Source organism: Pseudoalteromonas sp. K222D, from assembly GCF_017653575.1.
Classification (GTDB): domain Bacteria; phylum Pseudomonadota; class Gammaproteobacteria; order Enterobacterales; family Alteromonadaceae; genus Pseudoalteromonas; species Pseudoalteromonas nigrifaciens.
In genome coordinates, this window is the sequence record NZ_JAGGDL010000015.1 from 17635 (window position 1) to 30385 (window position 12751).

At 40.8% G+C, this 12751-nt stretch carries 12 protein-coding genes; 5 read left to right on the top strand and 7 right to left on the bottom strand.

The features are described from left to right. Positions 1-125: 125 nt before the first annotated feature. The 7 genes from J5X91_RS09245 to cyaY are packed head-to-tail and all read right to left on the bottom strand — an operon-like array spanning position 126 to position 8698. Positions 126-2816 (bottom strand): CHASE domain-containing protein, encoded by a 2691-nt coding sequence (locus J5X91_RS09245; protein WP_208834488.1) that lies wholly within the window; start codon positions 2814-2816, stop codon positions 126-128. A gap of 49 nt (positions 2817-2865) precedes the next feature. Further along, complete coding sequence (locus tag J5X91_RS09250; RefSeq protein WP_208834489.1) at positions 2866-3972, bottom strand: heme biosynthesis HemY N-terminal domain-containing protein; 1107 nt, start codon at positions 3970-3972, stop codon at positions 2866-2868. Further along, positions 3969-5819 (bottom strand): uroporphyrinogen-III C-methyltransferase, encoded by a 1851-nt coding sequence (locus J5X91_RS09255; RefSeq protein WP_179807252.1) that lies wholly within the window; start codon positions 5817-5819, stop codon positions 3969-3971. The genes J5X91_RS09250 and J5X91_RS09255 overlap by 4 nt, the downstream gene beginning before the upstream one ends. Further along, entirely contained in the window at positions 5819-6757 is a 939-nt protein-coding gene (gene hemC, locus J5X91_RS09260) for a hydroxymethylbilane synthase (protein WP_011326825.1), read from the bottom strand. Before hemC ends, J5X91_RS09255 begins: the two co-directional genes overlap by 1 nt. Positions 6758-6793: 36 nt before the next feature. Beyond that, positions 6794-7699: a DUF2914 domain-containing protein gene (locus J5X91_RS09265; RefSeq protein WP_011326824.1), complete on the bottom strand. Its 906-nt coding sequence runs from the start codon at positions 7697-7699 to the stop codon at positions 6794-6796. Between the two features lie 22 nt (positions 7700-7721). Further along, positions 7722-8378, bottom strand: a complete 657-nt coding sequence (locus tag J5X91_RS09270) for an alpha/beta fold hydrolase (RefSeq protein WP_041454309.1) — start codon at positions 8376-8378, stop codon at positions 7722-7724. Further along, positions 8375-8698: an iron donor protein CyaY gene (cyaY, locus tag J5X91_RS09275; protein WP_011326822.1), complete on the bottom strand. Its 324-nt coding sequence runs from the start codon at positions 8696-8698 to the stop codon at positions 8375-8377. The genes J5X91_RS09270 and cyaY overlap by 4 nt, the downstream gene beginning before the upstream one ends. 147 nt (positions 8699-8845) lie before the next feature. On the opposite strand from cyaY, the gene J5X91_RS09280 reads away from it, so the two are divergent. From J5X91_RS09280 to J5X91_RS09300, 5 genes are all read left to right on the top strand, one after another. Further along, entirely contained in the window at positions 8846-9040 is a 195-nt protein-coding gene (locus tag J5X91_RS09280; RefSeq protein WP_208834490.1) for a lipoprotein, read from the top strand. After that, a complete protein-coding gene (gene lysA / locus J5X91_RS09285) occupies positions 9041-10294 on the top strand; it encodes a diaminopimelate decarboxylase (RefSeq protein WP_011326820.1) in 1254 nt (417 codons plus the stop codon). Between the two features lie 63 nt (positions 10295-10357). Continuing rightward, positions 10358-11188 (top strand): diaminopimelate epimerase, encoded by an 831-nt coding sequence (gene dapF / locus J5X91_RS09290; protein WP_011326819.1) that lies wholly within the window; start codon positions 10358-10360, stop codon positions 11186-11188. Beyond that, positions 11185-11796 carry a DUF484 family protein gene (locus J5X91_RS09295; RefSeq protein ID WP_179807254.1) on the top strand — a complete coding sequence of 204 codons (612 nt, stop codon included), beginning with the start codon at positions 11185-11187 and terminating at the stop codon, positions 11794-11796. The genes dapF and J5X91_RS09295 overlap by 4 nt, the downstream gene beginning before the upstream one ends. Next, positions 11793-12740: a tyrosine recombinase XerC gene (locus J5X91_RS09300; RefSeq protein ID WP_086997027.1), complete on the top strand. Its 948-nt coding sequence runs from the start codon at positions 11793-11795 to the stop codon at positions 12738-12740. Before J5X91_RS09295 ends, J5X91_RS09300 begins: the two co-directional genes overlap by 4 nt. The last annotated feature ends 11 nt before the right edge of the window (positions 12741-12751 follow it).

Genomic DNA, 12751 nt, shown 5'->3' on the forward strand with positions numbered 1-12751 from the left:
TAGCAACTCAGTTAGGTTAAAATTGCGCGCATAATACGCAGCTATAGTAATAATTCAAGTCTAGTTTATTTAAAATATACTTTTGAGGCCATATGTCTGCTTTTTATGCAAAAAAGCAGATGATTTTATTTTTCTATCGCCGCTAAATAATGCCAAAGAGCTTTGAACAAAATATTCGCATCTATTGGTTTCGTTATATAGCTATTCATTCCACAGGCAAGCGCTTTTTTAACATCGTCATCATGGGCATTAGCCGATAAACCTATAATAGGCAAATCTAATAAGCCTAGCTCATTACGTATTACCTTGGTTGCTTGTAAGCCGTCCATTTTGGGCATTTGAATGTCCATAAGGACAATGTCGTAACTTTTTTCAGTTAACATTTCAATTGCGGCAAAGCCATCATTAGCAATATCAGCAACACACCCTTTGGTTTTTAAAATGGCAGTGGCTACATGTTGGTTTAACGGGTTATCCTCAACTAAAAGTACTGCGCTGTTCGCAAATGATACGTTTTCTATATCCACGTCACTAAAGCTTTGCTCACTTTTCTCTACTTTAGGTAAAGGGGAGTTAAGCGGTAAACTAAAGGTAAATGTTGAACCTTGCCCTGCAGTGCTTTTTAAATCTATAGCGCCACCCATAAGCTCAACTAGCTTTTTACAAATACTGAGGCCCAATCCTGTACCGCCATATTGGCGTGACGTAGAGTTATCTGCTTGAGCAAAAGGCCTAAATAATTTCTTTTGTGCCTCTTTACTAATACCAATACCTGTATCGCTTACACTTAAATAGATCATGGTTTTCGATTGCCAAATTTTCAGTGTAATACTCCCTTGAGCAGTAAATTTAACCGCATTATTGAGTAAATTTAGTAGCACTTGCTTTAAACGAATAGCATCGGTGTTAATCACCAAGTTTGTATTTTTATCATAATCTAGCTTTATTTCTAACGACTTAACACTTACTTCAAATTGTATTAAGTTAATTATCTCTTCAGCCAAGCGCCCTATATCTACGGGTTCTTGCATTAAATCAAGTTTACCTGCCTCCATTTTAGAAAAATCGAGTAAGTCATTTAATACCCTAAGTAACACCCCTAACGCACCATCAGCTTGCTCTATGTAAGTACGGGCTTGTTGCCAATCATTTTGTTGTAACGCTAAGTAGTGTAAGCCTTTAATACCATTAATTGGCGTGCGCACTTCGTGGCTCATATTCGCTAAAAACTGGCTTTTTATTTGACTCGCTTCATCAGCTTTTTGCTTTTCTTGGCGTAATGTGCGCGTTTGCCTAGCAACTTGCTCGCGTATTTGAACATTTGTGCCTGTAACAGAAATTAAAAATGCTACCAGTAACCAAACAAACAGCATCCCCACTATTTGTGCCAACCAATATATTAACCAGGAGGTTGTAACTAAGGGCTCGTGTAACTCAACCTGCCACATACGGTTACCAATGAGTAGCTGGTAGGACTTTAACAAGTCCATTGACTCGTTGTTGGCAATATAAATAGCGTGGGTATTATTGGTATTGTTAATATCTAAAAAGCTTGCTGTAACTAAGTTTTCATGATCAAAAAGCAACGACTGCGATAGTTTTTTTAAGCTCACTACCGCAACGGCAAAACCTTTAAAGTCATCTTCAGTCTCTATACTTCCAAATACAGGATGCAAAAATAACACCCCTAACTCAGCCTGATTTTGCACCAACTTAACCGGTTGGCTAATGACCATTTCGTTAAGCGTTTTTGACTTATTTAATGCCTCTTGCATAAAGTCGTTTGATGCTAAATCAAAGCCAATAGCATCTTCATTGCCTTTTAATGGGTATGCGTACCTAATTGGATAATATACATCTCGCTCAGCAACGGCTTGCCATTGGTTGGTTGGTGATTTTTCTTTTACAAAAAAATGTTCAACATCGGCTAGTTGCGTCATTTGTTGATATTCTAACAGCGCACTTTTAGGAACATACGGTACCCATTCAAACGCCAATATTTCTTCGCTGTAGCTTAACTGTTTTGCCGTAAATTGCCGAAACTCTTTAAAGCTCACATCTTCACTGCTCGAAAAAAAAGTAGCCAGTAAAGCCAAGTGTGCAGAGATTTCATCTAATTTATGAGTAATTGAGTCTTGTACAGCTAATGTTTTTATCTCTTGTTTTTGAATGTTTTTTTCTTTTTTAACACTGGCAGCACCATAAAAGCTAACACTAATAAGAATGTAAATAAGTAAAGAAGGCAGGATAACTTGTAGCCGGTATCGCATCACTGAGTAATTAAATGCAGCCAGCATCAATGGCGTAAAAATGAGCACCCCAATACTGTCGCCAATCCACCACGCAATAAAACTATCTAGCGCGGCATGTTGAGCAATTATATTATTAAAAACAAGTAAGCTGGTGCCGACACTAGCACCAATAATACAACATACAGGGCCGGCTATAATTAAGCTTTGTACACTATGTTTTAGTGACGATAAATCGAGGGGGGCTTTAATAACTTTAATTATTATTTGCGCGCCAAGCCATGCTTGAAAAACAACAGCGATAGCAATTGCAGCGGCTTGGAAAAAAACTTGCCAGTTTAATATATCAACAACATTATCAAGGTGAATTAAGCTAGTAAGTAATGCACCAACAAAAATACCTAAAAAAGACTTACGGCCCCATAACAAAAAGCTTGCTACAGCTATGCCCGCAGGGGGCCAAGATGCCACAGCGAAACCATCTATAGCAAGCAATAAATTACTAAAATAGCCTGTAATAAAGTAAGCGCAAGCTAAGCTAAAAGACAATTTAAACAAACCTTTCATCGCCTTTTGCTCCTTGCAATATTAAATGGTGTTTATTAAATGTAACTCATTATTTATAAAGTACTAATGCTTTATCTAGTTGTGCACTTTTTTCATAACTTAACTTTGCTTGCTGCATATATTGTTTTTTATTTTCATTATTTAGTGCTTTATCAAACACCCTTGCCGCTAGGTCGTAATCACCTTGCGCATTAGCAAGACAAGCCAAAGCGAGCAGTAATGAGTTATTTTGCTCATCTTTTTTAAGTCGATCTTGAATACTCGTTTGTAATTTACGGGCATTTGCCGTTGTTGCTTTACTTAATATGTTAGCTAATTGTGCATGTTGTTCTTCATGCTTAACCATTTTTATTAAGTCATTTTCAATTACGCTTAACTGCCCTGCAGCAGCCATTTGCGTTAAATAAGCGATGTAGGCGTAGCTATGTAGCTTTTTAGGTAACTGCTTATATTTAGCTGTTACTTCATCAACAGGAAATGAGGCAAAATAGGCATTAAAAACGCGATGCCACTGCTCATTTGTTAGTACTTTTTTGCGTAAAAGACGCGGTAAAAATGCTTCTAAAGCACTAAAATGTTGTTGCTGCACTAGCACTTCGGTGTAAATTTTTAGCTCAAGTGCTGTCGCTTTTTTCGATTCTGCAATAACCCGTAGTTGCGACTCTATAGCGCTACTATTACCACTAGCTAGCCATAGTTTTGCTACTTTTAGTTGCTGCTCTGGGTTTATATCAAATAAGTACTCAAGGGCTTTGTCGGTTTGATTATTAGCTAGTGCCGCCTTAGCAAGCAGTGCTAAACGTATATCTTGATACTGATCAGGTACCTTGCTAGATAGCGCCTGCTCTATTTGTGCATAGTCGTCATTAATTACACTCCATAGCGCCTGCTCAATTGCAGCTTGCTTGCGCCCTTGGCTACGAGCAAAAAAACTATGCTTAGTATTGCGATAAATAGAGAATAAATAACGCACGAGTTTATAGGTTAAATAACTAACGACTAATACTGCGATTGTTAGCACGGCAAACGAAACAATTGTGCCTTCAATTGTGGTGTTGTTAAACGAAATTAGTACATAGCCTTTTTCGTCCAATAAAAAAGGGGCTGCTGCTAACACCACAACAAGTGCAATAATTAAAATGATCAACCCTATCATTTTGCCCACTCCTTAACTTGCTGCGTGCTTTGTAAGTTTACTTTAGGGTTAAAGTTTAGCTGCTCTTTTTCTAGATTAGACAGCGACTTTAAAACCATTTTTGTAACATCATCATCTTGTTTAAAGTATTCAGCCACTAAACGTTTTGCTTCGCTTAGTGCTGCAAAGTAAACACTGGCGTGCTTGCTCAATAATGCATCTTGCGCTTGCGTTATATAAAGCTTAACTCTTTGATTTACCAGGTGTCGCTGTTGTTCACTTAATAATGGCTCTATAGCAACGCCTTCACGATGACGAATAGTAATAAAACCATCTAAAAATTGATCCCAACTATTTTTTAAGTTTTGCTGCCAATCGCTAAGATCTTCACTTAATACCTTGTCATCAATTTTTGCTACTTCTTCAGGCAGGTTCACCGCATTAAATACCAATTCATCAATATTTTTCAGCACACTACTAAGCTGTAAATAAATAGCTTCAACGGCAATTGGTTTTATGGCATCTAAGGTTTGTATATCTTGTGTAATGGCTTGGCGCACTGTAATAGTACCGGGGTGATCGCTAAGTAAAGCATCTAAACGTTTTAATACAGCGCTAGTTCCTTGATAGTCGTTTTCGGCCCACAACTTAAACTCAGCCATGCGCTGCAAGCTGGTAACTTCTTGTGGATTTAAAGACGAGCCTTGCTGCTGCGCTTGTTGTAAGGCAGCCTTTAGTTCTTGCTGGTTTTTTGTAGTACTTTCGCGCATTGCAGCTGTTACTTTTTGCTCAGACGTTAATAGTGTCTGTTGCAAATTAGCTTGAGCTAACTTAAGTGCTTGTAGCTCTTGTTGTAGTAATTTATTTTGCTCATTTAACTGATTAACAGCTAAGCTTTGCGTCTTGCTCGCGTTGAGCTTTTGATAAAACTCAAAGCCAACTCCAGAGGCAACAATTAATGAAATAATAAGAGCTAAGCTCCCAACTTTACTTACTCGTTGCTTAGTGTTGCCAGCCTTATCAGTTGCTTTAAGCGTATCGCTTTTAGCCGTAGCTTTGCCATTGTTGGCTGTTGCATTAGTCGTTTTTTGCGCTGCTTTATCTACCGTTGACGGTACTGACTGTTCGCTCATTTTGCTACCTTGCTGATTAATGCAGGTAAACATAGCGTTATCGCTAGCTCCTGCTGCAATATGTATATTAGCCGAACTTACCTGATGCTGCTGTAAATAAGCGCCTATACGCTCACTAGCTACATAAAATCGGCACTGTTGTAACCATTGTCTTTGGGGTGCAGCAAGGTTTTTAAAAATAGCATCAACCGCCGCATTACTTGTTATGACTATACCGTGTACATTCTGGCTTTGCCAGTGGTCTATCCAGTTGTTAGGCTCAGGGTCTATGGGAGTACGCTGATACACTACGCAGTTATTTAAAAAGGCACCACGCTGCTTTAGTGTTTTAGCTATATCAGGACGCCCCCCTATTCCTTTAACCAATACAATATTACAGCTATCAACATCGGCAAGCGATTTAAGCGCTAATAACCCCTCTGAGTCGTGCTGTTTAGGAACAGCCGCTCGCACGCCAAACACCTCATAAATAGTGTCGGCTGTTTGTTGGCCAACCCCATAAAATTGCGCTTTTATATTAATATCTGGCTTTAATTCACTCAGCGCCAAAACCGCATCTTGCGACACAAAAATAATTTTATCGGCATTAGTTAATGGGCTGAGCTCAATACTATCGGGGGTTAAATACTCTATTTTTAATACGGGAAATAAAGACGCTTGATAACCCGCTTGCTCAAGTTGTTGTGCAAGGGCTGCGCCTTTTCCTTGGGGACGAGTTATCAAGATATTTAACATTACGCGTCTCTATATACTTCAGCTAATATTCTGTCTGCACCTTGAGCCAATAACATTTTAGCCAGCTCAACCCCTAGTTTTTCTGCGTCATTAACGTGGCCGCTAACTTCATCACGTAAAATTTCGCTACCATCTATTGCGCCTACTAAACCACGTAAGTGCACTTGATCGCCGTTAACTAGCGCATAAGCACCAATTGGCACCTGACACCCACCTTCTAAATGGCGGTTCATAGCGCGCTCGGCATTTACCCGAATACGTGTTTCGCTGTGCTCAAGTGGAGCAAGTAATGCTTTTATTGCTTCGTCATCAGTACGACACTCAATACCTACAGCACCTTGTCCATTGGCAGGCAATGAAACTTCTGGCTCAATATAAGCACGAATGCGGTCTTTCATTTCTAAACGGATCAAGCCTGCTGCTGCTAAAATAATTGCGTCGTATTGGCCTGAATCTAATTTTGCTAAGCGTGTATTTACGTTACCGCGAAGGTCATGAATTTTTAGATCTGGACGTGATGCGCGTATTTGACACTGACGACGTAAGCTTGAAGTGCCCACAATTGCACCTTGTGGCAGCTCGTCAATATTGGCAAAGTTATTTGATACAAAAGCATCACGTGGATCTTCGCGCTCACAAATAGTGTGTAGTGTTAACCCTTCTGGAAACTCTACAGGCATATCTTTCATCGAGTGCACGGCCATATCGGCCAACCCTTCTAGCATGGCTTGTTCAAGCTCTTTAACAAATAAACCTTTACCACCAATTTTAGCTAAAGGGGTATCTAAAATAATATCGCCTTGGGTCGACATAGGCACTAATTCTACTAAAATACCTGGGTGATAATGCTCTAATTGCGCCTTTACAAATTCAGCTTGCCAAAGTGCCAATGCACTTTTACGAGTAGCAATACGCACTATATTTGTTGTTTGGGTCATAAAAAATACTCACTTAATAATTGCAATTTAGCTGGCTCAATCAGCTAATATTCTAAATTCTTTTTGAGCAATTAATTGGCCTTGCTCATCAATTACATCAACCCGCCATTGGCCTATTTGCGAGTCCATTATATTCTTGGTCGAATACGTACGATAACGAGAGGATGTTATATCTAACTCAATTTCAGCCACAATATCATCCTCAAAAAACCATACATGCTTTACCTGTTGGCCTTGTAAGTTTTTTAGCTCACTAAAAAACGATAACGTCTCGTCAAATTGACTTAAACGAATATCTGCAGCAAATACATTTACCGGCTCTCGCTTGCTTACTTTACGTGTAAGCACTGCTCGGCTTATTTTATCGGTATCTATTTGCGCGCCAAGTGCCACACTCGCTAGCTGCGCTAAAGGGGCAAAGCCCTGCGTGCTAGAGAGTGCAGTATCACTAATAGCGGCAACATCTGTATCAACTAATAAATCGGTAGTAGGTACTTGCTCAATATTAACCGGCTCTGGTGAGTTGTTTTTAATCTCAGCTTGCGGGATTACGGGTAACTCTGCCGCTGCTACTTTATCAGGCTCTGCTACTTTTTGCTCTGCAACTAAATTAATAGGCGCAACTAACAACTCACTTTCACTGTTTTGTGACGCAACTGTTGCCGAGGTATTTAGCTCTACTTGCGTTGTTTGTAATGAAGTAACAGCACGCTGGCTTATATCGTTACTTTGCGCCAACACTCTATCCTCTGGCTCATTGGGGTGTTCATCCTGCTCGGCACTAACGGCACTGGTTAAGCCATATATAACGGCAGCAGAGGTCATGAGTAGCAGCATAGAAATACTCACAATACGACGCCAATTCCACTCGTAGGTTAGTGTAGTTACACTTTCTTGGGGTTCGCGTTTAACATTTGCTTTAATAACTATTTTTTGACTCATTTTAACCTCAGCGGCTCCATTATTAGCTTAAGCGAGCAATTAACCAATGGCGAATAGCTTGCAGTTCTTCTGCGCAAACCTGGTGAGCCATAGGGTACTCTTGCCAGCTTACATCCATGCTAAGTGCTGTTAATACTTCGAACGCACTTTTACCTGCACTAGGCGGTACTACATTATCTTGACTGCCATGCGCCATAAAAATATTTAAATCTGTGTGTAGTGCTTCATCTGCCAGCTTTTCTGGTACACACATATAGGTTGAAAGCGCCATTACACCCGCCAGCTTTTGCTCAAAACGTGGGGCTAAATGCAAAGCTACAACGCCACCTTGGGAAAAACCCGCTAAAATAATTTTATCAGCAGCAATACCATTGGCTATTTCTTGGTTAATAAGTTGCTCTACTTTAGCGGCAGAATCTCTTACACCTTGCTCATCGGCACGTTTATCTAATTCTATTGATTTAATATCATACCAAGAACGCATTTCCATGCCACCATTTATGGTGACCGGTTGCACAGGCGCGTGCGGAAAAATAAATCGCAGCCCTAGTTCATTTGGTAATTGTAACTGTGGTGCTACGGGTGCAAAACCTTCCCCCGAATCACCTAAACCGTGCAACCAAATAACGGTTGCTTTATGCTCACCTTGAGCCGGATATTCTACAAACTCTAAACTCATAACGATGATTGCCATTTAACGTCTTGGCCAGCTTGGCGAGTTGATGCCTCGTTAATAAACTGCCAAAACTCTGCGCCAGAGCGATTATCTATCCACTTATCACCACGTAATTCAAAATGATGTCCGTTAAACTTAGTCGCAACCCATACTTGGTGTAAAGGTGCTTGCTTGTTAATCACAATTTTACTGTTGTCAGGAAAAATTAGTTCTAAAATACCTTGTGCCGACTCATAATCTAAATCTGCTTCACAATCATCAACTTGTTCTTCAATTGTGAACATAAGTGCTTCGGCTAATTGGTGATATTCATGATCAGTCATGGTTAATTTCCTTTGCAGGCGAGCCGCCTAATAGTGGGTGCGTTTTTGTACAGCTAGTGTAACAGGAATAAAATCATCCGCGAATAGCTGCATTTTTTAGATATTCTGTTACTCTGCGATTATAAAGCCAGCAACACTATTAATCTAATGAAAGCGATACATACTTCACAATTTAAGCAACTATTAATGAGCACTGTACTGCTAAGCGCATTAGCTGGCTGTGGTCAAAGCGGTCCGCTCTATTTGCCAGAGCAAAAAGCAGAACAAAATAAACCTCAAGACGTAGCTAATCCAGCAACTCAAACTGAGCAAACTAATACACCTAAAAAGCAGGAGCAATAAATGGATTTTTTTAATTATAAAAACAATCAATTATTTGCTGAAGACGTAAGCATTGCAAGTATTGCTCAGCAATATGGTACGCCATGCTACGTTTATTCGCGAGCCACCTTTGAGCGCCATTATTTAGCCTTTGCTAATGCTACTAAAAACCATAAATCCCTGGTGTGCTACGCCGTTAAAGCCAACTCTAATATTGCGGTACTCAATATATTAGCGCGTTTAGGGTCGGGCTTCGACATTGTATCTAAGGGTGAACTGGCGCGAGTAATTAAAGCCGGTGGCGACGCCTCCAAAGTGGTGTTTTCGGGTGTGGCTAAAACAGCAGACGAAATAGCCTATGCATTAAAGCTCGGAATTAAATGCTTTAATGTTGAGTCGGTCTCGGAGCTAGAACGTATTTCAGAAGTGGCCTGTGAGCTAAATTTAGCAGCGCCTATTTCTATTCGCGTTAACCCCGATATAGATGCAAAAACGCATCCGTATATTTCTACCGGCTTAAAAGAAAACAAGTTTGGTATAGATATTCAAACAGCTGTGAGCGTGTATCAGCATGCCGCTTCACTGCCTGGATTAAACATTATTGGCGTTGATTGCCATATTGGCTCGCAACTCACCGAAACCAGACCTTTTCTTGAAGCACTTGATAAGCTACTAACGCTAATAGATGAATTAAAAGCGTGTAACATCGAGCTTACCCATTTAGATATAGGCGGTGGTTTAGGGGTAACTTATAATGACGAGCAACCTCCGCACCCTAGCGAATATGCAGCGCAAGTTACTGAGCGCCTAGTTAATTATCGCCACCTTGAGCTTATATTTGAACCCGGTCGCGCCATTGCTGCTAACGCAGGAGTTTTAGTTACTCAAGTTGAATTTATTAAACAAAACCAAGATAAGTACTTTGCTATTGTTGATGCAGGCATGAACGACATGCTGCGCCCAGCGCTTTATCAAGCATGGCAAAAAATCATTCCGGTATCGGTACGCGACGACGAAACCCCTACTCATAACTTTGATATTGTTGGCCCTGTTTGCGAAACTGGTGACTTTTTAGGTAAAGACCGCGAGTTAGCACTTAAACAAGGCGACTTACTGGTACAAAGAAGTGCCGGTGCTTATGGCTTTACTATGAGTTCAAATTATAACTCTCGTCCGCGTGTTGCAGAAATAATGGTAGATGGCAGTCAACACCATCTTATTCGCGAACGCGAAACCATAGAGAGCCTGTATCAAGGTGAGAAAATTTTACCTTAAACGTTTTTGTAAGTCCCTGCTCTGTGGCATGATTAGCGCAGAGCAAAACCGAATTAGAGCGCTATGTTAGTTAATTTTTCCAAAATGCACGGCTTAGGCAACGACTTTGTTGTGATTGATAATATTACACAAAACGTTTTTTTGTCGCGAGATCAAATAATAAAACTGGCCGATCGCCATTTTGGCATTGGCTTTGACCAACTGCTAATGGTTGAAGCACCATACTCCCCTGATCTCGATTTTCATTACCGTATTTTTAATGCCGATGGCACCGAAGTAGAGCAATGCGGCAATGGCGCACGTTGCTTTGCCCGCTTTGTACGTATGAAAGGCCTTACCAATAAACACAAAATTACTGTGTCTACTAAGTCGGGTAATTTAACCCTATACATAGAAAAAGACGGCCAAGTAACTGTAAATATGGGCCATCCTAATTTTGAGCCAAGTAAAATCCCACTCAAAGCAACCAAGCGCGAACTGACCTATATTATTCGTACCGAAGAGCATACTGTTTTTAGTGGCGCGGTTTCTATGGGTAACCCACATTGTGTATTAGAAGTTGACGATATTACTACCGCACAAGTTGATATTTTGGGTCCGTTACTTGAAAACCATGAGCGTTTTCCGCAGCGAGCTAATATTGGTTTTATGCAAGTTATTTCCAAAGAGCATATTAAATTACGAGTGTGGGAGCGCGGTGTAAACGAAACATTAGCATGTGGTACAGGCGCTTGTGCAGCAATGGTTATTGGGTTTATTCAAAATAAGTTAATCAGCACAGTACAAGTAGACTTACCCGGTGGCAGTTTACAAATTCGCTGGAACGGTGAAGGCCACCCAGTACGTATGACCGGCCCAGCAGAGCATGTGTTTGATGGACAAGTGGCACTATGAGTGAGCTAAACGCGCAGCAAGTGGTAGATTATTTACAACTCCACCCTGATTTTTTAATTCAGCACCCTGAGCTACTTGCTCAGCTTGAGCTGCAACAACAAGCCCAAGGTGCAACATCTTTGGTGCATATTCAGCAGCGGCAATTGCGCGAGCACAATACGTTGTTAAAAAATCAAATTGCCAGCATGAGCAAATACGCTGCACAAAATGAGCAAGTGTATCGCTTATTTAGCCTATGCCATCAACAGCTTTGCAGTAATAACGACTTCGATGCGCTTGCCAGTAACTTACAAGATATTATTTGTAGCAATCCAGATATTAGCGACTGTCGGTTAGTAAAGTACGACACTAAATATGCTCAACTTGTTGAGCATCGCCTGAGCAATTCAGGGCACTATTTAGGGCGTATTAATCAGCAAGAACGAGATTTGTTATTTAGCGATACGGCGCAATCAACGGCTATTTATTTAATTGGTGATATTAACAAGCCAATTGCTATTTTGGCTTTTGCCAGCAACAACGCCAACCACTTTGAGCCCGCACAAGACACCCTTTTTGTACTAGACTTTGTAGTCGCTCTGCAGTCAAGGTTGCTGGAACTAGCATGAGTGACAACCCTGCGCCAAATATCAGCGACTTAAGCGATAACTGGCGCACGCCTATTACTTTATTTAGCGACTATTTAAAGTTTGAAAGGCAATACTCAGCGCACACTGTTAACCAATATGTCAGCCAACTTGGCTTTGCAGCGCTTTACTTTAGTAAGCTCTGCGACGACTGGTTTAGTGTACAGGGTGAGCATATTCGCCGTTACAGCATGGCACTGCGCTCAAAACAATTAAGTGGCCGCACTATTAGTTTAAAGCTCAGTTGTATTCGCAGTTTATATAAATTCTTAAAAGCTAAAAATATTGCTAAACAAGCGCATTACCATAACCCGGCGGTAGGCATAAAAGGGCCTAAGTTTGCTAAGCCTTTGCCTAAAAATCTCGATGTAGATCAAATGGCACGCTTGCTCGAAATACCCGACGACGAACCTCTGGCCATTAGAGACAAAGCCATGATGGAGCTTATGTACTCATCAGGTTTACGTATTAGCGAGTTAGTTGGTGCCAACCTACAAGATATAAGCGCCGCAAATGGTGAAATATTAGTACGCGGTAAAGGCAATAAAGAACGCTTAATTCCGGTAGGCAGTAAAGCGCTAAACGCGCTAAAAAAATGGCTCATAATACGCCCTCAATTTGCAACCCCTGACGAAGTGGCAGTATTTTTAAGTAGCAAAAAAAATCGCATTTCGGTACGCCAAGTACGTTTAAGAATGCAAGAATGGGGCATCAAGCAAGGCATTAGCTCGCAAGTGCATCCGCACAAATTGCGCCACTCGTTTGCTTCGCATATTTTAGAGTCATCTGGCGATTTACGCGCGGTACAAGAACTGCTCGGGCACAGTAGTTTGTCGGCCACTCAAGTGTATACTCATTTAGATTTTCAGCATTTAGCCAAGGTGTACGACAACACGCACCCAAGGGCAAAAAAGCGAACTGATTAGGAAACCATAAT